43 protein-coding genes are annotated in these 23,779 nt (G+C 44.1%); 23 read left to right on the forward strand and 20 right to left on the reverse strand.

Annotated elements, in window-relative coordinates:
* Positions 1-438: a DUF6691 family protein gene (locus HFV01_RS03285; protein WP_006623692.1), complete on the forward strand. Its 438-nt coding sequence runs from the start codon at positions 1-3 to the stop codon at positions 436-438.
* Here HFV01_RS03285 and HFV01_RS03290 read toward each other — a convergent pair.
* The 3 genes from HFV01_RS03290 to HFV01_RS03300 form a co-directional block, all read right to left on the reverse strand.
* Complete coding sequence (locus HFV01_RS03290) at positions 396-2,123, reverse strand: FAD-dependent oxidoreductase (RefSeq protein WP_315690195.1); 1,728 nt, start codon at positions 2,121-2,123, stop codon at positions 396-398. The genes HFV01_RS03285 and HFV01_RS03290 overlap by 43 nt on opposite strands.
* Positions 2,124-2,522: 399 nt before the next feature.
* Positions 2,523-2,732, reverse strand: a complete 210-nt coding sequence (locus tag HFV01_RS03295; RefSeq protein WP_008053953.1) for a type II toxin-antitoxin system VapC family toxin — start codon at positions 2,730-2,732, stop codon at positions 2,523-2,525.
* A 3-nt stretch (positions 2,733-2,735) separates the two neighbouring features.
* The gene (locus tag HFV01_RS03300) at positions 2,736-2,996 is read right to left on the reverse strand and encodes a hypothetical protein (RefSeq protein ID WP_273247438.1); all 261 of its coding nucleotides are present in this window, start codon (positions 2,994-2,996) and stop codon (positions 2,736-2,738) included.
* A 133-nt stretch (positions 2,997-3,129) separates the two neighbouring features.
* Here HFV01_RS03300 and HFV01_RS30110 point away from each other — a divergent pair, with 133 nt between their 5' ends.
* Entirely contained in the window at positions 3,130-3,321 is a 192-nt protein-coding gene (locus tag HFV01_RS30110) for a hypothetical protein (RefSeq protein WP_006623694.1), read from the forward strand.
* Positions 3,322-3,467: 146 nt separating this feature from the next.
* Positions 3,468-3,665, forward strand: a complete 198-nt coding sequence (locus tag HFV01_RS03310) for a hypothetical protein (protein WP_187757758.1) — start codon at positions 3,468-3,470, stop codon at positions 3,663-3,665.
* A gap of 97 nt (positions 3,666-3,762) precedes the next feature.
* On the opposite strand, the gene HFV01_RS03315 is transcribed toward HFV01_RS03310, so the two are convergent.
* Both HFV01_RS03315 and HFV01_RS03320 read right to left on the reverse strand, forming a co-directional pair.
* A complete protein-coding gene (locus HFV01_RS03315) occupies positions 3,763-4,164 on the reverse strand; it encodes a type II toxin-antitoxin system VapC family toxin (RefSeq protein WP_006668559.1) in 402 nt (133 codons plus the stop codon).
* Positions 4,161-4,418: an AbrB/MazE/SpoVT family DNA-binding domain-containing protein gene (locus HFV01_RS03320; protein WP_006668558.1), complete on the reverse strand. Its 258-nt coding sequence runs from the start codon at positions 4,416-4,418 to the stop codon at positions 4,161-4,163. Before HFV01_RS03320 ends, HFV01_RS03315 begins: the two co-directional genes overlap by 4 nt.
* A gap of 180 nt (positions 4,419-4,598) precedes the next feature.
* Here HFV01_RS03320 and HFV01_RS03325 point away from each other — a divergent pair, with 180 nt between their 5' ends.
* Both HFV01_RS03325 and HFV01_RS03330 read left to right on the forward strand, forming a co-directional pair.
* The gene (locus HFV01_RS03325) at positions 4,599-4,922 is read left to right on the forward strand and encodes a hypothetical protein (RefSeq protein WP_006623699.1); all 324 of its coding nucleotides are present in this window, start codon (positions 4,599-4,601) and stop codon (positions 4,920-4,922) included.
* Positions 4,923-4,935: 13 nt separating this feature from the next.
* Positions 4,936-5,130 (forward strand): hypothetical protein, encoded by a 195-nt coding sequence (locus tag HFV01_RS03330; protein WP_006623700.1) that lies wholly within the window; start codon positions 4,936-4,938, stop codon positions 5,128-5,130.
* A gap of 220 nt (positions 5,131-5,350) precedes the next feature.
* Here the strand turns inward: HFV01_RS03330 and HFV01_RS03335 are convergent, their stop codons facing one another.
* Entirely contained in the window at positions 5,351-5,539 is a 189-nt protein-coding gene (locus tag HFV01_RS03335; RefSeq protein WP_155839129.1) for a hypothetical protein, read from the reverse strand.
* Positions 5,540-5,591: 52 nt separating this feature from the next.
* Between HFV01_RS03335 and HFV01_RS03340 the strand changes: the two genes are divergently transcribed.
* The 7 genes from HFV01_RS03340 to HFV01_RS03370 all read left to right on the forward strand — a co-directional run bounded on the left by HFV01_RS03340 (position 5,592) and on the right by HFV01_RS03370 (position 7,818).
* The gene (locus tag HFV01_RS03340) at positions 5,592-5,822 is read left to right on the forward strand and encodes a hypothetical protein (RefSeq protein WP_006623702.1); all 231 of its coding nucleotides are present in this window, start codon (positions 5,592-5,594) and stop codon (positions 5,820-5,822) included.
* 159 nt (positions 5,823-5,981) lie between these two features.
* A complete protein-coding gene (locus HFV01_RS03345) occupies positions 5,982-6,239 on the forward strand; it encodes a type II toxin-antitoxin system Phd/YefM family antitoxin (RefSeq protein WP_006623704.1) in 258 nt (85 codons plus the stop codon).
* 5 nt (positions 6,240-6,244) lie between these two features.
* A complete protein-coding gene (locus HFV01_RS03350; protein ID WP_231296322.1) occupies positions 6,245-6,658 on the forward strand; it encodes a type II toxin-antitoxin system VapC family toxin in 414 nt (137 codons plus the stop codon).
* A gap of 147 nt (positions 6,659-6,805) precedes the next feature.
* Positions 6,806-7,033 (forward strand): type II toxin-antitoxin system Phd/YefM family antitoxin, encoded by a 228-nt coding sequence (locus HFV01_RS03355; protein WP_006623706.1) that lies wholly within the window; start codon positions 6,806-6,808, stop codon positions 7,031-7,033.
* Complete coding sequence (locus HFV01_RS30115) at positions 7,033-7,194, forward strand: PIN domain-containing protein (protein WP_006668557.1); 162 nt, start codon at positions 7,033-7,035, stop codon at positions 7,192-7,194. The genes HFV01_RS03355 and HFV01_RS30115 overlap by 1 nt, the downstream gene beginning before the upstream one ends.
* A complete protein-coding gene (locus tag HFV01_RS03365; protein WP_318286146.1) occupies positions 7,194-7,577 on the forward strand; it encodes a nucleotidyltransferase family protein in 384 nt (127 codons plus the stop codon). Before HFV01_RS30115 ends, HFV01_RS03365 begins: the two co-directional genes overlap by 1 nt.
* On the forward strand, positions 7,549-7,818 hold the full coding sequence (locus tag HFV01_RS03370) for a HepT-like ribonuclease domain-containing protein (RefSeq protein ID WP_193520831.1): 270 nt from the start codon (positions 7,549-7,551) through the stop codon (positions 7,816-7,818). Before HFV01_RS03365 ends, HFV01_RS03370 begins: the two co-directional genes overlap by 29 nt.
* A 34-nt stretch (positions 7,819-7,852) precedes the next feature.
* Here HFV01_RS03370 and HFV01_RS03375 read toward each other — a convergent pair whose 3' ends face one another.
* The 4 genes from HFV01_RS03375 to HFV01_RS03390 form a co-directional block, all read right to left on the reverse strand.
* Complete coding sequence (locus HFV01_RS03375; RefSeq protein ID WP_006668555.1) at positions 7,853-8,098, reverse strand: hypothetical protein; 246 nt, start codon at positions 8,096-8,098, stop codon at positions 7,853-7,855.
* A gap of 37 nt (positions 8,099-8,135) precedes the next feature.
* Positions 8,136-8,276 carry a hypothetical protein gene (locus tag HFV01_RS03380; protein WP_155839130.1) on the reverse strand — a complete coding sequence of 47 codons (141 nt, stop codon included), beginning with the start codon at positions 8,274-8,276 and terminating at the stop codon, positions 8,136-8,138.
* 197 nt (positions 8,277-8,473) lie between these two features.
* On the reverse strand, positions 8,474-8,920 hold the full coding sequence (locus HFV01_RS03385) for a type II toxin-antitoxin system VapC family toxin (protein WP_006668553.1): 447 nt from the start codon (positions 8,918-8,920) through the stop codon (positions 8,474-8,476).
* Between the two features lie 15 nt (positions 8,921-8,935).
* Positions 8,936-9,148 carry a hypothetical protein gene (locus tag HFV01_RS03390; RefSeq protein ID WP_006668552.1) on the reverse strand — a complete coding sequence of 71 codons (213 nt, stop codon included), beginning with the start codon at positions 9,146-9,148 and terminating at the stop codon, positions 8,936-8,938.
* Positions 9,149-9,331: 183 nt separating this feature from the next.
* Between HFV01_RS03390 and HFV01_RS03395 the strand changes: the two genes are divergently transcribed.
* From HFV01_RS03395 to HFV01_RS03405, 3 genes are all read left to right on the forward strand, one after another.
* Entirely contained in the window at positions 9,332-9,520 is a 189-nt protein-coding gene (locus HFV01_RS03395; RefSeq protein WP_006623713.1) for a hypothetical protein, read from the forward strand.
* Positions 9,520-9,906, forward strand: a complete 387-nt coding sequence (locus tag HFV01_RS03400) for a hypothetical protein (protein ID WP_006623714.1) — start codon at positions 9,520-9,522, stop codon at positions 9,904-9,906. The genes HFV01_RS03395 and HFV01_RS03400 overlap by 1 nt, the downstream gene beginning before the upstream one ends.
* A gap of 80 nt (positions 9,907-9,986) precedes the next feature.
* The gene (locus HFV01_RS03405) at positions 9,987-10,178 is read left to right on the forward strand and encodes a hypothetical protein (protein ID WP_006623716.1); all 192 of its coding nucleotides are present in this window, start codon (positions 9,987-9,989) and stop codon (positions 10,176-10,178) included.
* A gap of 573 nt (positions 10,179-10,751) precedes the next feature.
* On the opposite strand, the gene HFV01_RS03410 is transcribed toward HFV01_RS03405, so the two are convergent.
* Together HFV01_RS03410 and HFV01_RS03415 are read right to left on the reverse strand one after the other, a co-directional pair.
* Positions 10,752-11,132, reverse strand: a complete 381-nt coding sequence (locus HFV01_RS03410) for a hypothetical protein (protein ID WP_006668548.1) — start codon at positions 11,130-11,132, stop codon at positions 10,752-10,754.
* An 18-nt stretch (positions 11,133-11,150) separates the two neighbouring features.
* The gene (locus tag HFV01_RS03415) at positions 11,151-11,411 is read right to left on the reverse strand and encodes a hypothetical protein (RefSeq protein WP_006668547.1); all 261 of its coding nucleotides are present in this window, start codon (positions 11,409-11,411) and stop codon (positions 11,151-11,153) included.
* On the opposite strand from HFV01_RS03415, the gene HFV01_RS03420 reads away from it, so the two are divergent.
* The 3 genes from HFV01_RS03420 to HFV01_RS03430 are packed head-to-tail and all read left to right on the forward strand — an operon-like array spanning position 11,410 to position 13,031.
* Positions 11,410-12,273, forward strand: coding sequence for a CHAT domain-containing protein (locus HFV01_RS03420; protein ID WP_071776781.1), 864 nt, complete (start codon positions 11,410-11,412; stop codon positions 12,271-12,273). The two genes, HFV01_RS03415 and HFV01_RS03420, sit on opposite strands and share 2 nt — an antisense overlap.
* A 27-nt stretch (positions 12,274-12,300) precedes the next feature.
* A complete protein-coding gene (locus tag HFV01_RS03425) occupies positions 12,301-12,645 on the forward strand; it encodes a hypothetical protein (protein ID WP_006668545.1) in 345 nt (114 codons plus the stop codon).
* 5 nt (positions 12,646-12,650) lie between these two features.
* A complete protein-coding gene (locus HFV01_RS03430) occupies positions 12,651-13,031 on the forward strand; it encodes a hypothetical protein (protein ID WP_193521257.1) in 381 nt (126 codons plus the stop codon).
* Between the two features lie 213 nt (positions 13,032-13,244).
* Here the strand turns inward: HFV01_RS03430 and HFV01_RS03435 are convergent, their stop codons facing one another.
* Both HFV01_RS03435 and HFV01_RS03440 read right to left on the reverse strand, forming a co-directional pair.
* A complete protein-coding gene (locus HFV01_RS03435) occupies positions 13,245-15,869 on the reverse strand; it encodes a P-loop ATPase, Sll1717 family (protein WP_193520832.1) in 2,625 nt (874 codons plus the stop codon).
* Complete coding sequence (locus HFV01_RS03440; RefSeq protein WP_006623724.1) at positions 15,866-16,318, reverse strand: hypothetical protein; 453 nt, start codon at positions 16,316-16,318, stop codon at positions 15,866-15,868. Before HFV01_RS03440 ends, HFV01_RS03435 begins: the two co-directional genes overlap by 4 nt.
* 310 nt (positions 16,319-16,628) lie before the next feature.
* Here HFV01_RS03440 and HFV01_RS03445 point away from each other — a divergent pair, with 310 nt between their 5' ends.
* Both HFV01_RS03445 and HFV01_RS03450 read left to right on the forward strand, forming a co-directional pair.
* The gene (locus HFV01_RS03445) at positions 16,629-17,051 is read left to right on the forward strand and encodes a hypothetical protein (RefSeq protein ID WP_193521353.1); all 423 of its coding nucleotides are present in this window, start codon (positions 16,629-16,631) and stop codon (positions 17,049-17,051) included.
* A gap of 9 nt (positions 17,052-17,060) precedes the next feature.
* Entirely contained in the window at positions 17,061-18,464 is a 1,404-nt protein-coding gene (locus HFV01_RS03450) for a hypothetical protein (protein WP_193520833.1), read from the forward strand.
* A gap of 70 nt (positions 18,465-18,534) precedes the next feature.
* On the opposite strand, the gene HFV01_RS03455 is transcribed toward HFV01_RS03450, so the two are convergent.
* From HFV01_RS03455 to HFV01_RS03480, 6 genes are all read right to left on the reverse strand, one after another.
* The gene (locus HFV01_RS03455) at positions 18,535-18,867 is read right to left on the reverse strand and encodes a type II toxin-antitoxin system RelE/ParE family toxin (protein WP_006623727.1); all 333 of its coding nucleotides are present in this window, start codon (positions 18,865-18,867) and stop codon (positions 18,535-18,537) included.
* Complete coding sequence (locus tag HFV01_RS03460) at positions 18,851-19,141, reverse strand: type II toxin-antitoxin system Phd/YefM family antitoxin (protein WP_006623728.1); 291 nt, start codon at positions 19,139-19,141, stop codon at positions 18,851-18,853. The genes HFV01_RS03455 and HFV01_RS03460 overlap by 17 nt, the downstream gene beginning before the upstream one ends.
* Positions 19,142-19,252: 111 nt before the next feature.
* Positions 19,253-19,540 carry a TMEM165/GDT1 family protein gene (locus tag HFV01_RS03465; protein ID WP_006623729.1) on the reverse strand — a complete coding sequence of 96 codons (288 nt, stop codon included), beginning with the start codon at positions 19,538-19,540 and terminating at the stop codon, positions 19,253-19,255.
* 34 nt (positions 19,541-19,574) lie between these two features.
* A complete protein-coding gene (locus HFV01_RS03470) occupies positions 19,575-20,003 on the reverse strand; it encodes a TMEM165/GDT1 family protein (RefSeq protein ID WP_006623730.1) in 429 nt (142 codons plus the stop codon).
* Positions 20,004-20,084: 81 nt separating this feature from the next.
* Positions 20,085-20,441, reverse strand: coding sequence for a YkgJ family cysteine cluster protein (locus HFV01_RS03475; protein WP_006668538.1), 357 nt, complete (start codon positions 20,439-20,441; stop codon positions 20,085-20,087).
* 43 nt (positions 20,442-20,484) lie between these two features.
* On the reverse strand, positions 20,485-22,107 hold the full coding sequence (locus tag HFV01_RS03480; protein ID WP_193520834.1) for a Ycf66 family protein: 1,623 nt from the start codon (positions 22,105-22,107) through the stop codon (positions 20,485-20,487).
* A gap of 71 nt (positions 22,108-22,178) precedes the next feature.
* Between HFV01_RS03480 and HFV01_RS03485 the strand changes: the two genes are divergently transcribed.
* From HFV01_RS03485 to HFV01_RS03490, 3 genes are all read left to right on the forward strand, one after another.
* Positions 22,179-22,316 carry a hypothetical protein gene (locus tag HFV01_RS03485; protein ID WP_193520835.1) on the forward strand — a complete coding sequence of 46 codons (138 nt, stop codon included), beginning with the start codon at positions 22,179-22,181 and terminating at the stop codon, positions 22,314-22,316.
* A gap of 273 nt (positions 22,317-22,589) precedes the next feature.
* The gene (locus HFV01_RS32275; protein ID WP_498366155.1) at positions 22,590-22,748 is read left to right on the forward strand and encodes a QAALIT motif small membrane protein; all 159 of its coding nucleotides are present in this window, start codon (positions 22,590-22,592) and stop codon (positions 22,746-22,748) included.
* A gap of 179 nt (positions 22,749-22,927) precedes the next feature.
* Positions 22,928-23,776, forward strand: coding sequence for an EAL domain-containing protein (locus HFV01_RS03490; protein WP_193520836.1), 849 nt, complete (start codon positions 22,928-22,930; stop codon positions 23,774-23,776).
* The last annotated feature ends 3 nt before the right edge of the window (positions 23,777-23,779 follow it).

A 23,779-nucleotide genomic window follows, 5' to 3' on the forward strand; every position in this document is an offset into this window, starting at 1 on the left:
ATGAACCTCAAAGAAAATATAATTGTCTTGGTTTCTGGGATTTTATTTGGTTTCGGGCTGGGTTTATCCCAAATGATGGATCGCGATCGCGTCTTGGGATTTTTGGATCTTGTGGGAGTTTGGGACCCTACTTTAATCTTTGTCCTCGGCGGCGCTGTGGGGGTGACAGCGATCGCTTTTCGGTTTGTCCTCCGTCTTCCTCACCCCCTATTTTCCAACAAATTTTATCTACCTACTCGCCAAGATATCGACCCCACTTTAATCATGGGAGCCGCTATTTTTGGCATTGGCTGGGGTATTGCTGGCTACTGTCCGGGTCCCGCCATTACCGCCCTAGTTTTAGGTATTCTTAACCCGGTATTGTTTATAATCGCGATGATTGCTGGGTCCTTGGCTTATACCCTCTCATCTAAGCTAACAGGTCCTGGGCCAAAGTAGGAAACCATCATTAAAGAACCAATTAGGGCTAAGTTCTTTAAAAATGCCGTTTTCTGAGCAGGATCATCTAGGAAATTGTGGAAAACTAGGGTGGTGGGGATTAAAAATAATATCAAAATAATCGCCCCCCAACGGGTTTTATAACCTAGAATTAAAGAAAAAGCCCCCACTAATTGAAACACAATATTTCCTAATAGCATTAAATTGGGATGTGGCAATCCCCGCAATGCTATCATTTCCTCGGTAGCGGCGAAATCCAAGATTTTGCTAACGGATGAATTGATAAAAATGGTGGCTAAAAATGCTCGTCCAATTAGGGGAATATAATTCATAATCCAATTATCTTGAGACAACAAATGCGATCGCTTTCTTTGGGATTTATCCTTAAAAAACTCGATAGCCGGATCAGGACTATTTAAAAAGGCAATTTCCCGGTAAGGGCGGATAATCGGTTTTAGCAGTCTCAGTCCTAAAACACAATCCCAGAACCAGTTATAGCCGACTGTTAAGCGATTGCGCCATCCCGGTAGATAACACATATGAATCACTAACCAAGTTAGCCAACCCAAAAATCCGGTGTTATTGAGGCGATCGCATGACAAAATCCCAGCATAGCGACTAATAATAGCAGCCTTGCCTTTATCAATATAACGAAAAGGTTGCGGAGATGTTCCCCGTAACTGATGCAAAATATTGGTCGCCACCGCTTCCCCCTGTTGGATAGCTTCCGGGGCGATACCGCTAAGACCATGATCAGGCCTGAGAAAAGCCACATCTCCGATCGCATATACTTTAGGATGATCGGGAACTCGTAAAATCGGTTCCACAATGATTTTACCCTTGGCGGCGGTAGAGATTTGGTCAAGCTGGCTGGGATGATCGACTTGTACCCCTGCTGTCCAGATAATAGTTGGGGCGGCGATCGCTTCTCCGGTGTCTAATTCTACCCCCTGGGAGTTGACCCGCAAAACCCGACGATTTAACCAGACAGATACCCCCAATTGGCGTAAATGACGTTCACAATAGGCGCTAAACCCCTGGGAAAAGTTGGGAAGTAGGCGATCGCCGGAATGTACTAAAATCACCTTCGCCAGGGGGAATAACCGCCGCCAACCTAACAAAGCGCGGAGTTGGTCGATTAAACCTCCGGCCAATTCTACCCCGGTCGGACCGCCACCAACAATCACAAATGTCAATAACCGGGCGCGATCAATGGGTTCAGGTTCTAAAATAGCCCGGCGAATGCGATCGACGATATGATGGCGCACAACCGCCGCATCTTCTAGGGTATTTAAAGTTAAGCTATATTTAGCAGCCCCAGGGATGTGATCTAATTGGGGACGGCTTCCGGTAGCGATGACGAGAATATCATATCTGATTTGTCCGTGATCTGTATCTACCCATTGATATTCATAATTAATCCGGTCAACGTTAGTCTGGATAAATTCGACATTGGGATATTTTTTGAATGCTGACTGGAGGGGATAAACGATTTGGTGGGGATATAGTAACCCGGTGGCTACTTGATACAGTAGGGGTATAAAAGTATGGTAGCAGTTGCGATCGATTAGCAACACATTCGCGCCCGCCTTAGCTAGGAGGCGGGTTGCTGTTAAACCACCAAATCCAGCGCCCACAATGACAATGCGATCGCTCTTTAACGCCATGGGACTCGGGTTGCTCAACTAACATTTTTCTGATGTTAACAAATTCCCGCCATTTTTGCCTTCCAGTAGCTTACTTCAACCCCAGCCTCTCACGCCACCCAGGGACTCTGCTGTTAGGCGCAAGTGAACCAACGGGGGTTGGTATAAGTTTATCTATTTCCTCACCCCTTCTCGGTTGAATAATTAGGGAGGCTTCCAGAAACCTTTTTACAGCCGATTCACCCTATCCCAAATATCCGAGGTAATTGATTGTGACTAATCCTAAATTAGCCAACATTTCTCAAAGAAAGCGGGTTTCTCGGTGGGGTGTCAAGAAACCGGGTTTCTCAAAGAAAGCGGGTTTCTGGTAGGATAGCGATCGCATCACCAAGATTTAAGAAATTAAACCGGTTTCGGGGGACAATAGGGGTGCTATCTCTATTTGTGATAAAATAGACTCATAAACTGTAACTGTTGTAATTTAGCCAAGTTTTGTTCTATTTTTTGTGAGCAATAAACCCCTTTGTAGAGTTCGGAAACCACAATAGAACTCAGACAAGACGATTGAAAATGCTGGGCGAATTTGGCTACAGCATTGGGATGATTTTTAAGTAAAGCGATACATACGTTAGTATCTAGCAAATACATAAATCAATCAAGATTAAATAATTCTCGACCGTGGTTTTGATGGCGTTGTTGAGCGATCGCTGTAAAGGTAGCATCTAAATCGGGTTGGTTTGACCAAGCACCAAATAGTTGACATAATTGCTGCCAATGTTCTTCTGGTGTCGGGGGGATGGGTGGGCTAATTTCCAGGATAATTTCAGAGCCGTCAGGGACCGCAATATTTTCGGTTAGCTCGATAGTTTTACCGCGTTTAATGCCTCGGATTTGCATAAATATGGCTCTCATTTTTCTTCAGTGCTATTTCAGTTTAGCACATAGATTCTTGAAAGACAAGAAACCCGGTTTCTGGTAGGATAGCGATCGCATCACCAAAATTTAAGAAATAAACCCCGTTTCTGAGTCTCTGGAATGGGGTAAAATGGGAGTGCTATTCCCTACCCGGTGCGCGGCTATGGATGAACAAAGAGTGCAGGCTTATCTCTCCCTGATTCAAGAACTCCTCAACTGTCCGGGGGAAGCACTGCAAATCCTCAACAGTCATCTGGAGTTGGTGGATGAGGGGTTTGTGCAGGTGTGCGAGTGGGTGGCGGCGCAGTTGCAGGGGGTGTGATGGTTGCGGTATATTTAGATGTGTGTTGTCTCAATCGCCCCTGCTCAAGACGGCTCGCAGACATGAACACCAATTAAAGGTAGCTATTCGTAATCCGGTGGTGTGGCTGATTGAGGTTTTACAGGAGCAGTAAACAGGAATTTTTCATGATGAACGCATTAGAGTTAAGAGAAAAGGGCTATCAGATTTTAGTCAGTCATTTGGGACAGTCTGATGCGATTCGATTTTTGCAACAAATGGGTTGTGGACAGGGAGATTATACCCAGGAAAGGCGCGAGGTTTTAGAGTCTGTGACGCGGGAGGAGTTTTTGGATGAGTTACGCAAAATCAGAAATCTTGAGTAGTCGGGTTTTTGGGGGGTTGGGCAAAAGAAACCCGGTTTCTAGCAGCATCTGGTGTTTATTCACAAAAAATCAAGAAGGAAACCCGGTTTCTGAGAGTTTATGAACCCAGCCGGTAAACCTGGGATAATTGCCCTAGCTTGACATCAAACGATGCGGTTTCATCACAGCCAGCCTGTTGATTGATGCGAACAATCAAATAATCAGAAAAATCAGCATTTCCCGACTTCATTTGATTAATTGCCCAAGCGATATCATCGGAATTTTCAAATACAAAAATATTGGTATTTAAGAGAGTTTCTAGGATAGTAATGAGTTGGTCTCGCTTAATTTTATACCGACTGCGTAATACCCAAGCAACTTCACAAAGGACAATATTATTAATCAAGCAGGTTTGATGATTTTCTAGGGCTTGATTGATGTATCGATCCGCTTGCTGCCATTGTGATTCATCGTCTCGGACTAGAAAGCGGACGATGACATTGGTATCCAAACCTTTCACATCGATTCTCCTGCCCCTTCAGCAATGGCTTGTTCCATTTCCGCTAGAGAAACGGGTTTTCTGTCTGGATCGTAGAGACAACCCGATAAGGTACGGACATCAATTTTAGCCGCTTTGGGGACGGGTTCTAAATAGACTTTGCCATCAGGAGAAATGGCGATATTAATCGGGTCTCCCGGTTTTAATTGCAGCCAGTCGAGAATTTCTGGGGGAATCGTTGCGGTTCCCTCTGGGGTAATTCGGGTCAGTGCCATAAGGGGGTAATTTAATGGGTTGGATGCCATCTATTTTAACGGGAATGTAGCCGAATTGTGCATCAAATCTCTAAAATAGCGGGTTTGGGCAAAAGAAATCGGGTTTCTGGCAGCATCTGGTGTTCCTTCACCAAGATTTAAGAAATAAACCCCGTTTCTGAGTGTCTGGAATGGGGTAAAATGGGAGTGCTATACCCTACCCGGTGCGCGGCTATGGATGAAGAGCGATCGCAGGCTTATTTATCCCTGATTCAAGAACTCCTCAACTGTCCGGGGGAAGCACTGCAAATCCTCAACAGTCATCTGGAGTTGGTGGATGAGGGGTTTGTGCAGGTGTGCGAGTTGGTAGCGGCAAATTGCAGGGGGTGTGATGGTTGCGGTATATTTAGATGTGTGTTGTCTCAATCGCCCCTGCTCAAGACGGCTCGCAGACATGAACACCAATTAAAGGTAGCTATTCGTAATCCGGTGGTGTGGCTGATTGAGGTTTTACAGGAGCAGTAAACAGGAATTTTTCATGATGAACGCATTAGAGTTAAGAGAAAAGGGCTATCAGATTTTAGTCAGTCATTTGGGACAGTCTGATGCGATTCGCTTTTTGCAACAAATGGGGTTGGAAGGAGATTATACCCAGGAAAGGCGCGAGGTTTTAGGGTCGGTGACGCGGGAGGAGTTTTTGGAGGAGTTACGCAAAATCAGAAATCTTGAGTAGTCGGGTTTTTGGGGGGTTGGGCAAAAGAAACCCGGTTTCTAGCAGCATCTCTGTTCCTTAACAAAAATTTAAGAAATCAACCCGGTTTCTGAGTCGCGGGGATGGGTAAAATCGGGATGGTGTTCCCAAGCCATAAAACAGGGAGTGATGCAGGAATTTAACCGGGAGAACTCGCCTAATATGAGCGATCGCCTCAGAATTTACTTAGATGCTTGCTGTCTCAATCGTCCATTTGATAATCAAACCCAGCCGAGAATCGCCTTAAAGAACCTGTAAAACTAGGATTTTCTGGATATGATGCCACCCATATTGCTAGTGCAGAGCGAAGTAATGCCGATGTATTTTTATCCACAGACGATCGCCTAATAAACAGAGCAAAGCGAAATATTAAAACGATAAATGTTGCCATCCAAAATCCCGTACAATGGCTAATGACTGTCAACCCCAAATAAAAAGCAATTATGAGCAAGACACAACAAGAAATCATCAAACAAGGCTATCAAGTCCTAATCAATTCCTTGGGAGTTGTTGATACAATCCGGTTTATTCAATACTTTACTCATGGTCAAGGCGACTATACCCAAGAACGCCATCAGTTTCTCGACCAAACATCCTTAAATGAGATTCTGCTGACCATGAAAAAACAGCCAACAGACAACAGCACCCAATACGACGAAATAATTGATAATTGATAATTGGGTGTTCTGGCAAAAGAAACCGGGTTTCTGGCAGTCTCTCGATTCCTTCACCCAGATTGAACAAACCAATCCCGTTTCTGAGGGTTCGGTTTTGGTAATATCGGGTAAAATATGAACTAGATTCGTCCGGCTAGTTAGTGGCGAGGTTAATTGATGAATAAAATCACCCTAGAAGAAGTAAGTCAAAATTTAAGCAATTATCTGCAACGCGCCCAAGCTGGAGAAAGTTTTGTGATTTTTCAGGCAGACCAACCTGTTGCTAAAATTGTTTCGGCGAAATCAGAGGGGATTTTAGAGGCGTTTGATGCGTTTCGCGATCGCCTTGTAGCCGAGGGGATAAACTTAGAAGTTGATGATATTTTTGCCAATGTTCGGGACGACACCCCCACTCCTGAAAAGCCCGGGTGGTGATGAGGATGAAATTTCTCCTAGATACTAACATTATTTCAGAAAGTATTAAGCTCCAGCCCAATCCGGCTTTTTTAGCGCAGTTTCGACACAATTTGCCAGAATCAGCGATCGCATCAGTGACATGGCATGAGCTTCTTTATGGGTTTCATCGCTTGCCCGAGTCGCGACGAAAAAGACTTTTGTCTCATTACTTAACCCAGGTCATCCAGAATAAAATGATTATTCTGCCCTACTGCGATCGGGCGGCGGAATGGTTTGCCATTGAACGGGCGAGATTGACCACTTTGGGTCGAACACCTTCCTACCCGGATGGACAGATTGCAGCGATCGCCAGGGTTAACGATTTGGTTCTAGTGACTCGTAATGTCTCAGACTTCGCTGATTTTGATGGATTAACCCTTGAAAATTGGTTGGCTTAGATAAAGAAACCGGGTTTCTCGCAGCATCGCTATTGCTTGACAAAGATTTAAGAAAGAAACCCGGTTTCTGAGGTTTGGGAATGAGGTAAAATAACCCGAGTGCTATTCCTTGGTGCTAGGTTATAGATGAACGAGGAAGGATAAGCGATGAAAATTATTGATATTAACCAAGCCTTACCGCAAATTATGGAACTGATAGAAATGGCTTTTGCCGGAGAAGAAATTATCATCAGTAAAAATAATCAGCAAACCATTAAAATTGCTCCCGTTTTATCACCTCAGCCGCGTCCCCCTTTATTTGGGTGCGATAAAGACCGGATTTCCCTCCGGGATGATTTTGATGAACCCTTGGATGATTTTCAGGACTATATTTAATGCGGTTACTCCTGGATACTCATACGGTTCTCCGGTTTTTTATGGGAAATTCTCGGTTGAGCGACAAGGTGCGTGATTTGGTCGAAGACGGTCATAATCATAAGGCGTTTGATGCGTTTCGCGATCGCCTCTTCTGCCGAGGGGATAGACTTAGAGGGTGATGATATTTTTGCCGATGATGGACTTAGGCGAATTGGATGTTAATGTTGACATGATTCAGACTGCGATCGCACTGCCGATGGAAGAAATTGCTGAATTTTGCCAAAAGTGGAAAGTCACCGAGTTTGCCTTATTCGGCTCGATTCTGCGGGATGATTTTCATGGGAATAGTGATGTGGATGTTATGGTACAATTTCATCCCGAAGCCCATCCCACCCTGTTTGATTTAGCTGAGATGGAAGAGGAACTCAAACAACTATTTGAGCGCGATGTTGATTTAATAACTCGAAAGGGAATTGAGAATAGTCGGAACTATCTGCGTCGCCAAGCCATTCTATCTTCTGCACGGGTGATTTATGGAACGGGATGTTCAATCCTTGCTTGATATGCTGCAATCCGCCGAAATCGTGACGGAATATATTTCTGGGCGATCGCGGGAAGATTTAGCGACTGATTTACAATTGCAAGATGCGATAATTCGGAGACTTTCACTGATTGGTGAAGCAGCAAAACGAGTTTCTGAACCGACTCGCGATCGCTTGACTACAATTCCTTGGTCAGTGATTAACGGGATGAGAAATCGACTCGTCCATGAATATGATGGAATTGACCTCTTTGATAAATAAGTTGGCCCAGCCAGAAGTATCAACAAATACACTATTATTCACTGGGCAACTCCCGTGAATAAATGGCTTCGCCAATATAGTCGTCGTGGCGAGATGCAATATCGTTATTTTCAGCGCTTAATGTGCCAATCAGTGCGGCAATTGGATCGTCAGGTTGGGTAGCTAAGTCCTCTAATGATTTTAAGATCATTGCTTCTAAAGAGAGGTTGATGATTTGAGCTTTGGATTCTAAACGTTGGCTCAGATCGTCGGGAAGTTCAAGGTTGATTTTTCGAGTCATTTTAATCAAGATGATATGAGTAATTAAGGGCTTGATCTTAACTTAAATTGCTGATACAATTAAACCACCAGTGCGATTCATTTTTCAAGCGGGTGACTCGTGCGGCGATCGCCAGGGGGTGATTTTCAGTAGGTTGCCGAGTCATGGTCAGGGTTGAGTTTTCAGATGATTGGAGCATCAGGATGATTATAACCCATCTTGTCAGAGAAAACTGAGTTTTGAGCCGCTGGAAAAGAAACCGGATTTCTAGCCGCATCTCGATTCCTTCACTAAGATTTAAGAAATAAACCCCGTTTCTGAGTGTCTGGAATGGGGTAAAATGGGAGTGCTATTCCTTACCCGGTGCGCGGCTATGGATGAAGAGCGATCGCCCGCTTATTTATCCCTGATTCCAGAACCGTTGATTGACCAGTTTTCGATGGAGAGTTCTTGGATAATGCCAAAATCAGACTGGTTGCACGTTAGGAGGGTGGCATTTTGAACCAGAGAAATGGCAGCAATTTTCAAGTCCATATTGCCTAAACGGGGGTAGGTTTTGCGGAGGCGTTGATGCTCGACTGCGGCAGGATAATCGAAGGGTAAAATGGGGATAAGACAATAGTCCTTTGCCGTTTTTTGCAGTCCTTCATAAGCGATGATTTGTTGCTCAACTGTTTTCGCTTGGGACAAAAAACTGAGTCTTCCTCTGATTTGTTCTTCATAAGTGATGATAGTGACAGCAACTTGAATATTCTCAACGGTTGCTATTTTTGCCAAAATCCGTTGACCGGGTTCACCATTGCGTTGAATGAGACTCAGATGATCCGTATCCAAAATATACATCCGATTTGCCTCACTTTATTGAGCCGTTTTGCGCCATTCTTGTCCGAGTTGAATCACCGTTTCAAAGGTCGGATCGTTGGCGTGACTCCCAGCAATGCGTTCCCACCAGGGTTGTTGTGGGGAGGTGACGGTGGCTAAGACTTGTTTAATTTGAGTGAGTTCGATTTCCAAGCTGGTGACTCGTGCTTCGATTGCCTGGGGCTGATTTTGAGTAGGTTGCCGGGTCATAGTCAGGGTTGAGTTTTCAGGTGATTGGAGTCTGTTGGATTATTATAACTCATCTTTTCAGGGAAGAAACCGGGCTTCTAGCCGCCGGAAAAGAAACGGGGTTTCTAGCAGCATCTCTATTGCTTCACAAAGATTTAACAAAGAAACCCGGTTTCTGAGTCGCGGGAATAGGGTAAAATCGGGGTGCTATCCCCTACCCGGTGCGCGGCTATGGATGAACAACGATCGCAGGCTTATCTCGCCCTGATTCAAGAACTCCTCAACTGTCCCAGTGGGGAGGAAAATGATGTCCTTAACCAGTCCAGTGAGTTAGTGGATGAGGGGTTTGTGCAGGTGTGCGAGTTAGTGGCGGCTCAGTTGCAGGGGGTGTGATGGTTGCGGTATATTTAGATGTGTGTTGTCTCAATCGCCCCTTTGATGACTGGGTGCAGGAGCGGGTTCGGCTAGAGGGAGGCTCAGTTTTAAGTATTTTGGAACGGGTTCGCACGGGAGAATGGCAACTAATTTCCAGTGAAGCCATTCTCGTGGAACTGGAAAAAATGCGGAATCTGGATAAAAAAGCCAGCATCTTTAATGTCTTGGCATTAGCAACACGAATGCAGGAAATCAATCAGGCAGTTGAGGAACGTTCACGACAACTAGAAGGTTTGGGGTTTGGGCTTTTTGATTCTTTTCATCTGGCTTGTGCAGAAGCGTCTGGGGCGGATATTTTTCTTTCTACGGGCGATCGCTTGCTCAATGACGGCTCGCAGGCATGAACTACAATTAAAGGTGGCTATTCGTAATCCGGTGGTGTGGCTGATTGAGGTTTTACAGGAGCAGTAAACAGGAGTCGTTGATGATGAACGCACTAGAGTTAAGAGAAAAGGGCTATCAGATTTTAGTCAATCATTTGGGGCAGTCTGATGCGATTCGCTTTTTGCAACAAATTAGGTTGGAAGGAGATTATACTCAGGAACGGCGCGAGGTTTTAGGGTCCGTGACGCGGGAGGAGTTTTTGGAGGAGTTACGCAAAATCAGAAATCTTTAGCTATCCAGTTTCTGGGTAGTCGGGCAAAAGAAACCGGGTTTCTAGCAGCATCTCGATTCTTTCACAAAGATTTAACAAAGAAACCCGGTTTCTGAGGCTGGGACACGGGGGAAAATGGGGTGGTGTTCCCGACAGTTCCCGACCTGATGCCTTGCTATGGATGAACCAGGGAAAAATCCTGTGCGATCTCAAATTTAATGCGTAGTGGCGACAGCAACAGTTTCTCTATTTGGCCTATATTTTATCGTATAATCCCAGAAAACGGGTTTTGCTCTGGGTTGCCCATACTTCGCTTTTTCCGACAAAAAACTCCGTATCCAATAAGCTAATACGCATTTAAACGGGATATTCACAAGTTAGTCAAATTGTCTTCAATCCTTCTTTTGTTCCCGGTTCACTGTTCCCCGGCATTCCAATTTATATAAAACCATAGCGACTTACTGCTCCGTTGGATAAATCTTAAAATACCCCCTTAATACCCTGGCACATCTGGCGAAAAAATAGGAAATTGCCCCCTGAATTTCCATATATTTATAGAATCTTTCTTGATTATGCAAACCATACATTAACGCTTCATTGTAAATAGATCACCCGATTTTGTTCGATATTTATAAAATTACGTTTTTGTAAATCCAAAATGATTTCATTTATGTCATCATCAGAAATTCCACCTTGAAATTGATACATAGATTTAATTGAATTCGTTAGAGATTTTATTTTTGTGGGTTTTAACTTCAATAGCCGGTTTTCAATATATTCGATAGTGTTCATATCTTTTGAGGCTTCCTTACCCGTAGTATTCTGATCGGTTGTTGCCTCAATTATCTCAATTCTATTTTGAGGGTTGGCATTTTCTTCTTCTTTTCTGGCCACCTGTATTAGCAATTGTGCCAGACGTAATTTCTCTCTATAACTTAGTGATTCACAAGCTAAAGCTATAACATTATAGTTCATTCGACTTAACTTTCCTTTCTAGTAGTCTAACAGCAAAAGCCACTGGCGACCAATAACCTCTAACTCAGCATCAGAAGTCAGCCAGAAGCGTAATGTAGCCAACAAGAACATCGTCAACCCAAAAGTTAACATCCGCTTCCCGTTGAATTCGTCCCTGTTGCCAATGATACAGCAAAACACCTGATCAAGTTGCCGAAGTTCAGGGGTTAACGGTTTAATCCTGATTTCGGAGCAGCGCCCAATTCCCGGCGATCGCGCAAACAACCCGGGCGCAAGCATTGCGCCCCTCCAAGACCTCTTCCCCAAGGGAGTCGCATACGCCCCCAACTGCCAAGTTCTGCAACAAGCCCAAAATCGGCAACGCCCGCACTTTAACCAACTCTTCGCTATCCAAAACCCCACCGAAGACCTCCAATTCACGGATATGGAAGTGGAAGCCATCCAATCCCTGTTTCACCCCCACCAAGTCCTCAAACATGACGAAGCCGAAAAAGCCGCCATTGATGCCGAAACCCTGAAAAATGCCCACTGTGTCCACTTCTCCTGTCACGGCTACTTCAACTTTGAAGATGCCCTCAAATCCGCCCTCATCCTGGCTAAAAGCGAATTTACGCCCCCTCCCCCAACGGATGACCCCAGCCGCTATCTGCCTCTAAAAGACAACAAACTGCTGGACCTGCAAAAATGTCTGACTTTAGAGGATATCTTACGCCTTGACCTGACCAACTGCCGTCTCGTCACCCTCTCCGCCTGCGAAACGGGTATCACGGACCTCACCTCCACCAGTGATGAATATATCGGTTTACCCAGTGGCTTCATTTTCGCGGGTTCTCCCAATGTGGTGAGTACCCTTTGGGCGGTAGCGGATATCTCTACGGCGATTTTTATGATTCAGTTTTATCAAACTCTCCAGCAGCAACCGGAACTGTCGGTGGTTCTGGCGTTGCAGCAGACTCAGAAATGGTTGCGGGAAGCGACGGTGCAAGATTTGTTAGACTGGATTGATAGCTGTGCCGTGATTAGTGAGGAACGGCGAGGGCAAATGAAATTTACCTTACAATGGGGGAAGACCGCCGAAAGTAAGCCCTTTTCATCTCCTTACTTCTGGGCTGCATTTTGCGCCATTGGACAGATAAATTGACCTGTATTGTATGAGGAAGAATCCCCAATGAATCCCCAAGATTTAATTGCTGCGTTTCTGGAAGTGTGGGACAGTAACCCCGATAATATTTGGCAAAGCTCAGGCGCTATCGAAGGCTTAGATCAGCTTAACGATAGTTTAGCAGCTTGTCAAGATAAGTCGGATTTGGAATTGGCGAATGAACTGGGGAAATGGTGTGCTTCCTATCCTCAACTGACTCAAAAAGTGATGGATAAGTTGGGGGAAAGGAAGCTAAAAGGTTCTGATAACGATTCCCCCAATACAGAGGACACGGCTTATATAAATCTCTATCCGAAAATTACGGAAATTCTGCTAACCCGCGCCCCGAAAATGGGCAAAAAAGAGGGTTAATCTTGATGGTTTTTATGGCAACTTTCAATAAACATCCGGTTTGGGAAAATTTATCAGAGGTTGTTAAGGGTATTGATGCTAATGCTCTGGTTTGGGAGCATTTGGCATTATGTGATTATCAAATATCCGGCTATTGGGATGAATGCGATCGCTTTTATGAAAATATCACCCTCCCTCGTCCTCTGTCGCCCGAATTAATCAGCAGTGGGGTGATTTTCAACGGAGATAAACGCCGCATTCAACTGAAATTTACCCTCAATCTCGAAACCACTAACCCTCCCATTTCTATCGCGGAACTGATGTTAGTCTATGATGAAAACCTAGAATTTGTTGATGAAAATTGGCAAATTGACCTGAACTCGGAATTTATTAAAGTTCCATCTTAAAATCGTAGGTTGGGTGAAGCGACAGCGCAACCCAACAAATCTGGGTAAAATGTTGGGTTACATTCCATTCGGTCTAACCTACAAAGCGCTTAAAATCGTAGGTTGGGTGAAGCGACAGCGCAACCCAACAAATCCGGGTAAAATGTTGGGTTACATTCCATTCGGTCCAACCTACAAAGCGCCAACCAACAAATTCAGCCAAAACGAAAATAACTATTTTCGCTGCCCCTGCCTCCGCTTAACGCCAAACCCATAAACGTATAAATCAGCCACAGCATAGCCATAACGCTTTTTATTCCTTCTTTCAGCTATCAAACCAATTTGCTGCAATCTTTTTAAGAAATTTTCAAAAGACCAATTAGATTGAGTAGCAACACTATCCCGCCATAAAGGCTCTAACTCTTCCACATTAAACAAAGAACTTAATTTATTCATACGCTCAAAAAATGCTAAGAATTCTGGATATTCATTTTTGATCGCATCACACCGTTCTTGAGAAGCAGCCTCCAAACCCTCAGTTAAAGACTTCCAACCTAATAAACGATTACTCGCTACATTTTTGGTTGGTGCGGCTAACTCTACCTCTCTGGCTTTCTTCAGTAAAATATTTAAAGAACGCGGATAAGTGTTGTTACTGGCATCAGTTAACCGGGAATACACCCATTGAGACACATAAGCATTTTTGCCCTTTTGAACCTTCAAACCCCATAACGGCCCCAATGCTTGACGTAAAGCATCTTCACTGGCTTCATCAATCTCATTATCCGTTAGGGGCCGAACACGGTTAGAAAGCATTTTGAAATCGATAGACCCCCCAATTGCTAAACGATAGGCTAAACGCAAAAAATCAATTTTTCCCCACTGCAATAGTAAAGTACGTGCTTCACCAAAATGACTTTTATTGGTGAAAATCAAATTACTCCAGATATCCTCTCGCAAAAATACTTTAAAACGAATATGATATAAACCTTGATTATTGAAATCGTAAATTAGACGCATAAACCCGCCCAATGCGGCTTGTTGGTAAGGACTATTTTCTTGAATATCCTGATCTAAATCATCATAAAGTAACCAGATTTTTTGTGCAACTTTACCCAAGGAGCGATCGTAATAACTCAAAGCATCTCGGCAACAGGAATTTAAATCGTCATCCGTGACAAATTCAACCAGTTTATCAGTATGTTTTGCTTCCCAAATATTGTACCTATCTAGGGAAAAGTTATATTTTAATCGAGACCGCAAACCTTTAAATTTATCCTGCTTCAATATTTCAAGGAATTCAGGAACTGAACGATAAATCCGAATAACAGCATAAGCCCGCCATAAGGATAACCAATCTTTTTGATGTTCATCAAGCTTTTGGTGAATTTGAGCAAAAACATCACCTGTGGGTCTAAATTGGTCACTATTGCCGTGGCCTGACAATATGGTTATATTTTCTAGCCGACCCCGTGCATACTTTTCAGCATTTTCACGATGCTGAGTAAATAAGGTGTATAGCGTTGACTTACCTGTACCTTTCCGCCCCCGAATTACCCAAACAGCATCGTCCAAGCAACGCTCAAAATCAGTTGTCTTTTGAAAAATTTTATCAAAATCATTGTCTAAAATACTAGCAGCATCACGTTCTGAAAAGGATAAAGATCTAAGTAAACTTAAACGGTTAGATGGATTAATTAGTGCGTCAGTTTCTAATACACTACTTTTTTCGAGTAAATAATTTGCAATGGGAGCGTAGTAAGGCAAAGCAGTCTCAACCGGAAACTGAGTTACACCCGCGATATTAGGATGATAAGGAATTTGGAACAGTTCTTTTTGCTGATCATTAGTTAACTCTAAAGAGTCTTTTATATTTTCAACTAAATTAGCGCCAATGATACCTTCAGGAACAGGGGATAACACTAATTTGACATCAGCATGACTCAGTTCATTTAAAGTGTTTTTCACAAAACGAACACCTTCAGCATTTTGTTCACTAGGATATAAGACGATAAAAATATCATCTGCCAGCCCTAACAAGGTGAAACCGCCCCATTCATTGAGGCCTGTTCGTGCATCAATCAGCATGATATCAGGTTGAAACTGCTCCCAAAGTTCCTGCTCAAACTGCAACCATGGATCATCAGCCTTATCAAAAAGGTGTGTAGTCGTCAACAGTGATAATCGTTGCACATATCTACGCCCAATATTTCCCGCAGGTACAACAAATAAAGGACGTTTAGAATGTGAATCGGTGACGCTATAGATAATGCCTTCCTCGCCCCCCAACTCAACTTGAGGTTGATGAACTTCATTTAAAAAACAAGTTTGGCGTTCCCATAAATAATCGACTAAACCTAGTTTTAAAGTGACTTTTTGAGGAGGGAGTAAAGTATGTAATCCCGGTGCCTCAACATCCATATCAACAATAACAACTCGCTTGCCAGAACGCATTAACTGAAAAGCAGTTTGGATTAATGCGGTAGTTCTACCGACCCCCCCCTTGTAAGAATAAAATACGACACGCTTGATCCGATGACTGTCTTTTTCGGAAAAAGTTTTGCCCGATGCTAACATATCCACAGCTTTTTGCCATGATGTCGGAATATCATTGTTTGTATCTGATAGTGCTATCCCTTGCTCGACTGCTTCATCAGGAGTATATAACTCAATGATGCCAACGGATAAATCAGCTTTTTTAATTAATGGTTCAACCTCTTGTAATCGCTCTGCCCTACTCTTTCCATTAAACTTTTCGGCAATAACGGTTAACAAAACAAAACCACCATCTCCAACATCCAGTTGAAAATTATGGGAGAATTTATGCTTCAGTTCCTCACGCAGTTTTGAGGGATTCATCCAATTCTTACCTCATTCTTTTCTAGCCAACCATAAACATAATCAAAGCTCTTTTTCCACTCATCCCGCTGAATGGATGATGCCTGATCTACATAACGTAAACCGATATAATCAACAGAGGTTGCACCAAGAGGGTAAATCAGACAGTTTAGGTGCTTTAGAAGTTGCTGATCTGATTTTGCCAATTTGAATAATTCTGGCATATGGCGTAGGGCTGTTGTCAAACTATGTCCTGGATTATGGATCTGCTGATTAAACATAGAGTCTTTCTTTCTGCGACTTTTTTCATCCCATTCACTGATGCTATGATAGTCAGCGAGCAATGACTTTAAACGACACTCAATACTAATGCCACCCAGATGCAAAGCGGCTATATTGTGGTCTTGTAGCTTCAGTAGAGCCTCAGCATCTTTTTTTCTTGCTAAACACGCACCAGCAAAATCTTCCATAACCAACTCAGATGTCACCTATCTAAAAAGCCACCAACTTTATAAGTAGGAGGGACTAATGATTTGTGAAATGCGGTAAGCTGTTAAATCCTGAAACCCTTGACCACTAAAGGTTACACAGGTTAAACCTATTTTACATTTAATTTTGCCTACCTACTTACTCAATTTATTTTACCACTTTCGATAATAATTAGCCTCGACGGTAGCACTCTCTGCATGAACCGGTCAATCAACCTAGATCCTCGCTCTGCCTCATTGTCAAGGAACCCCAATGGCAACTAACCCTCGCCGTTGAACTTAAAATCGTAGGTTGGGTGAAGCGAAGCGCAACCCAACAAATCTGGGTAAAATGTTGGGTTACATTCCATTCGGTCCAACCTACAACCCAACAAATCTGGGTAAAATGTTGGGTTACATTGCATTCGGTCCAACCTACAACCTTAAAATCGTAGGTTGGGTGAAGCGACAGCGCAACCCAACAAATCTGGGTAAAATGTTGGGTTACATTCCATTCGGTCCAACCTACAACCCAACAAATCTGGGTAAAATGTTGGGTTACATTGCATTCGGTCCAACCTACAACCTTAAAATCGTAGGTTGGGTGAAGCGACAGCGCAACCCAACAAATCTGGGTAAAATGTTGGGTTACATTCCATTCGGTCCAACCTACAACCCAACAAATCTGGGTAAAATGTTGGGTTACATTGCATTCCACCCAACCTACACGCCTTGAGGAAAAATAATGACCGATCGCATTTTCGCCCCTAATCTCTATTTATGCGCTTATCATCTCCGGGAAGATGACACAGAGGGAGAGACTCATCCTCTATGGTCAAATTGCGATCGCCTTTTGTCTCACCTCACTGACACCCGGCTAACCCCGCATCTTCACATCACCCAAAATCGTATCCTTCTCACCCCACCTAAAAAGCAGATTTCCTTCACCTTCACGGACTCTCCCGATATCGAAGGCTTTATCCAACCCGTCCAAATTCAAGACAGTTATGGGGTTTTTCTGAATATTGGCTATGATGATACCGACACCACCAACATTGTGGAAATTCTGGCGGTGGAACAGTTCAACCCTCACCAGATTTTACCCTTTCCCCAAACTCCTTATTTTCTCGGACAAACTCTCCTGTTAACCCTCCATTTGACCCCGGAAAATCAAGATTTGCAAGGTTCGGAATTGACGGAATTAGCCAATCAATCCTATCAGGCTTTATTCCATCAAAAGACTTCCCCATCCCGTCTGGGGGAATTATTTGGGAGTCCTATTTTTGAATATGGCAACCCCCGCGAACCGGATAAATCCCCCCATATTCTGGTCTGGCTATTCCGTGATGAAATCGCAGATACAACTCTAGGTAAGTGCTTTCAGTTGACCTTTGACCTATTTTTATATCGCCATAAAGTCACGAAAGCGTTTCAAGATAGCCGGGAAATTTATCAACAACTTAAACAATATTATCTCAGCCTAGACCCGACTTTAGACGCAATTCAATCCCAAATTGATGCGGCAACACCTGACCCGGAAAATAATGCCTATCTCCAACATTTTAAAACTCAGTTAAAACAACTAGCGGCTGATTCTTTGATTTACGATCGCCTCCTCCGCAAAATTAAGGATTTATTGAATACAATTAACATAAATCTTAACAATTATAATGAGACAATCGAGCGGATTTGTGCTACACTAGGAACCGATAAGGAAGAACTATCGTTTTGGCGACACTTCGGGGAACAAACAGCGCCCCAATTCCGGGGTCAAATTGCGGCGGATTTAAGTTATTTTGAACAGGGGACGGGGTTAATTTCCCAGGCGATCGCCTCTATTCGCGCCATTGTGGAAATTGACCAAGCACAATGCGATCGCCAACGCCAACAAGCGGAAGCGGACTACTACAGAAAACAACAAAAGGCTAACGGGGACCTACAAAACCATATCCAAGCGGTGGGTGTGGGAATTGCGGCGGGTGCGATCGTCGCTTCAACTTCCGGGTTAATCACTGAACCTTGGGAGCGTCCTGATAGCGATCGCTTTTGGCTACCTCCCCACCCGTTTATTATAGCATTGGTGGCGAGTATTATTTGTGCAGTTGGTGCGTGGTGGGTCGCCGAGAAATTGATTAAAAGGGTGAAATGAAATGTAACCCCCCATGAGGTTGTGATGAGGAATACAATTTAACCGCCTTAATTGGTGGCTTGGGGAGAGATTATACTTGGTTATCGCCATCTTCAGCAGTTAATGGGGGTTGTCTACAATGGCGGACATGAAGCACATAAACCACATCATCTCGAATCACAAACAGAATACGATAAATATTTGGCTGTTTTTTACCGTAGAGAAGTTGCCTAATTTCTTCAGGAAAAACATCATTTTCTATAGCCAAAGCGCAGCGCCGGGGCTGTTTTTGTAGGGTCGCCATTCTATTCATCAAATCGCGAAACCACTGATCAGCATAGTCAGGGGTTCGTTCTTTGAACCATTGGTAGGCTGCTTCAATTTCAATTTCTGCTTGACGACTCAGCCTAACTTGAAATTCCATATTTTTCCTGCATTTTCTGTTGAAATTCTGCTAGAGAAGAAGTGCGATCGGCGTTGACATCAGCTAATCCTTGTTTAATCGCCGCAAGTGTTTCCAAATATTCCATCATGTCTAACAATTTTTGGTAGGATACAGCATCTTGGACGACTAATTCAGCTTTCCCGTTTACAGTCAAGACAATAGGTTTCCCAGTTTCTTTCATCTGTGCTATAAATTCAGATGTATGGCGCTGGAAGTCGGAAAGGGAATGAATATCACCACTTAGGTTAATCATAGCTAGACAAACAGTAAATAATTGGCATGGAATTTCATCTTAACACAGGTCATCGGAATCTGATGGCACTTTGACGAGTCCATGAAAGCCAAGGTAGAGGGTTAAAGTAGGTTAATCTTCGGTGGGTTTGCTACTATTCCATAATAGGCGAGTTCCCATAATTGCAAAGCCGATCGCCGCCGCCATTTTCACCCATTGAGTCGGTAAAATTTCCGCCACACCCTGACCTACCAACACCCCTATCAGACTAGCCAGGACTAGGGCTGATGCTGTCCCAAAAAAGATGGCTTTAGGGGATTTGGTCGTACCACTTAGGGCGATCGCTGCTACTTGGCTTTTATCTCCCAACTCCGATAAAAATACCGTAATAAAACTCAGTCCTAACAGTTGTAAATCCATTGATATTCAGTATTTAATTTTACCAGCCAATCACTTAGTGGAAAACCTCCCAGAATATGATAGCAGAAATCACTAACAAAGTCAATCCCGCCGCCCGTTCTAAAGTTTGGGGTTGAATATGACGCGCCAACCATTGACCTAGCAAAACCCCCAATAAACTGGTGGTAATTAAAGCGCTTCCCGCGCCCAAAAACACCACCCAAGGATTATGAGATTCCGCCGTAATTAATAAGGTAGTAATCTGGGTTTTATCCCCCATTTCCGCCAGAAAGATGGTGAAAAATGTCGAAGTAAAAATCGCCCAAACTTTGATAGATTCAGCCGCACCCGAAACCATATCTGGCTGTGTGGAAGAGTCACCTGGGAGGCGCGCGGGGTCAATTATGGTAGTTTCATTTAACGGTTGTTCCTGAAAGTTAGGACTCACAGGAAGGCTATTAGACTGATTTGGGGAAGAATCCACAGGCTCGGAAATTAGTGTCACGGATATTTTATGAAACAATTATGAAATCCAATTTAACCTAATCTGCCCGAAGATGCAAGGTTATTCGTCCCAACCAACAGCCTGGTTAAACCGCTCCATTTCTGGGGAGTCCTCCCCATAAACCCCGATAATCTGTTGCTGACAGCAATCGATCGCAAAATCATTTAACTGGTCTGGTTCAATACCATAGAGGTCTTCAAAGACATCAGCCTGGACTCGACAAAACCGAGGGCGATCGCTGTAGATACTACATTCACGGGTATCATGATTGAAATGGATGCACCAACCATCAGAACCCACCAAGCTGAGATAAAGTTTGAGTTCCTCCGTTCCCAGATATTGGTCTAATTCCGGGCGTTCTGTCGGGTCAAGATGACAGCAAGCGCCACACTGTTTAACACAAAGCCAGGTTGCCACTTTTTCCCCCAAATAATGAATCGGATCGATATGTAACCTTAGATTATCTCTTGCGTTTAGGCTTTCTGGGACGTTTCAAGGCGCGGGGGGTTTTGTCGTCCTCCTCCTCGTCCTCCTCCTCGTCCTCCTCTTCCGCAACAACAGAATCAGATTGAGATTCAGATGAACTTCCCTTCTGCTCCTCTGTCTCTGTTGACGACTTCTCAGATTCTATCTTATCTGAGGTTTCAGGTTCTGGAGTCGCCATGATTGTCTCGGAGTCCGCCTTTTCCGCAGAATCTGTTTTTACCTCCTCAGAGTCCGCTACTTCAGAAACAGCCGTTTCAGCTTCTTTGGTGTCTTTCTGTTCCCCCGTTTCTGATGTCTCTATAGCGCTAGGTTCCGCCTCAGCTTTGATATTACTATCTGTAGCCTCCTCATCTGTAGGTTCTGGGGTGGGGACAGTCTCCACATCAGTAGCATCAGCTTTGATATTACTATCTGTAGCCTCCTCATCTCTCGGTTCTCCCGTTGAAACTGGGTCAGCAGCAGCACCACTATGCTCAGAGTCTATATCTGGGGTTGAAACTTGACCAGCTTCTGCTGTATCGGGGGAGTTAGTTTTTTCCGCCTCAGAGGGGGAAGCATTATCAGCCTCGGTTTCCCAACTATCATCATTATCATCCCAATCAGAAGCATCCGCTTGTTTTTCTGGAGCTTTCGGGTTGTCCAGAGAAGTATCCGGCGCTTCAGTTTTGGCGGGTTCTTTCTTTTTGCGATCGCCAAATATACCTTTTAAACGACCCAACAAGCTACCTAATCCTTTGGATTTCTTCGCTTCACTAGGTTTATCTTCTGGCACTTTAGCAGATTCTACCCGATCAGGTTTGCTGACCTCTGGAGTTTCTTTCACCTCCTCCGTGGGGGTTTCCTCCGCCTTCGATACTTCCTCGGATACTGTCTCCGATACTGTCTCGGATACTGTCTCGGATGCTGTCTCCGATACTTCCTCAGTCGTGGGGGTTTCCGCTGGCGCTGTTGTCGCGGCTTCGGGTACAACTTCCACAACTTCTGGCTGAGAAACCGCTAATTCTGGTTCCTCCGTGATAGTTTCTGGTTCAACTACTGGCGCAACCGCTTCACTGTCCGCCACCACAGGGGATGGTTCTGCTGGCGCTTCTGCTTCTTCTGTAGTAGCTACAGGTTCCGCCACAGGTTCCGCCACAGGTTCCGCCACAGGTTCCGCCACAGGTTCCGCCACAGGTTTTACTTCTTCTGGTGTCACCGGAGTGGCGGCGGGGGTTGGGGGTTGAGAAGCCTTTTTAGCCTTTTTAGATGATGGTTTAGGGGTGGTAGATTTTTTAACGCTACGGCTGCTAAATAAGCCTGAGACCTTCTGTTTTACGGGGTCTGGGAGGGGGGTTTGTAAATGAGGTGGCGTGACTTCCCGGCGCAATAACAGGGTCTGCCAACCTAACCAACCCAACAAGGCGACACTAGCAGTTTGACCCAAAAGAATTGCCCCGGTGAAGCGTGCTGCACACACCCATAGAATTAGGGCGTAGAAGAAACCCACACCACTCCAGATAAAGTCACTTTTGCGATGAACCTCTGGAAAGAAGAAGGCAGCCATGTATAGGGTAAAGCTCCCTAAGCCAACTGCGATCGCTAGGATGTATGCCAGCATCTTTAGCTCCACAAATCTCTACTGCAGACATTGTACATCTCAGCGCGACCTAAAGTAATCGATAATTAATAATGGCCTATCCTGATGGGTCAGTTTTCGATTTTCCGGTGATGAATGGGGTGGCTGGTTCTGACCCACCCTACCATATTCGCGGCTCTGGTGGGTCAGTTTTCGATTTTCGGGTGATGAATGGGGTAGCTGGTTTCTGACCCACCCTACCATTCTACCATTTGATTTTCGGGTGATGAATGGGGTAGCTGGTTCTGAGGCTAGGGGAATATATTGCGAAATGATAAGCGTAATTAAAAATACAGAAGCTCTCTAGGGATTTTGCTAATGTGACGGAAATCACAACAATTGAGTGTAGAAGATCATGATGATAACTGCATCAAATCATGGTCGTTATCTAACTAATTGTTTATAATCGATCCTAAATTCACAAAGGGTGCGGTTAATGTTTATCTGAAAAGGAGCGATCGGCTATGCTGGAAAAATTAATCCTGGCTGCACTTATCACTTTATCACTACACCTGCATTTAGGGTGGAAATGGACTTTTGATAACCGATTCTGGTTATTGAGTATCACCCCTAATACAGAGACAGTGCAAGTTTTCACGTCTCAGTTCGTAAATTTAGATTGACAACTGTGGATTTTCCGGTAAGTTTTCAGGGTCTCCGCAGACTATCAGACTTGGCTCGCCATAACTAACCTAAGAAAAATCTCATCAAATCTTCATGGTTATTTTACCTAGGCTAGTTATCGTACAAGTAGGCAATAATATCTGCTCACCTGTTTGAGCTAAGTTGGGGGTCAAGTTTTATGAGAAGGTCTGCGGCATTAAAAACTGATTTAAGTAATCGGTCTAAAGTTATTTGTTTACCTGGTGGCGATCTGGACGGCTGTGGCGATCGCATTCACCAGATTAACCGCCTGAAAAAGACTCGATCAGCACAGCGGTTTGGTCTGTATACTCAAGAAGCAATCTCCCTAAACAGTGGGGAGTCGAAGCGATACTGTGAAATTCTAATCCGCTTCATTGATGAACCAGAGCAAGTGGTTCCAGCTTCGTGGCTTGTACCAATAATAACCCAAGGCTATAGATTAGCTGAAAAAATAGACCGCTGGGTAATTGAAACAGTATTAGATTTGTTGTCGGAAACTAGCCCCGAAAATCGGGAAAAATATCGTTTCGCTATTAACATATCGAGTCGGACTCTATATGATTACCGACAGTGGCGAAAATTAGAGCGAGAAATACTTAAACGAGACCTGACACCGGATCTATTCTGCTGGGAAATTGCGGAATCAACTATTCTAGCTAACCCTCAAAAGGCGGCGGATGCGATCGCTAACCTGCAAATTCAGGGCTATTATGTTACAGTAGATCAGGTCGGTGGTCGGTATTCCTCATTGGACTATCTTAACTATGTCACCGTTGACTATCTGAAAATAGCCGATGACTTGGTGAAAGATATCGCGCAGGACTTAGGCGATCGCTCAATTGTCCAAATAATTCAGTTGGTGGCGCAGTCTTTAGCTATTGAGACCATAGCCAACGGGGTAGAAACTTCCCCAGCCTTTGAAACCCTCCGAGACCTGGAAATAGATTATGCTCAGGGATATTATCTGACTCAACCTCACCCCCTAGCCGCCAAATTTTTGGGGTGAACT

This window comes from Limnospira fusiformis SAG 85.79 (assembly GCF_012516315.1).
Classification (GTDB): Bacteria; Cyanobacteriota; Cyanobacteriia; order Cyanobacteriales; family Microcoleaceae; genus Limnospira; species Limnospira fusiformis.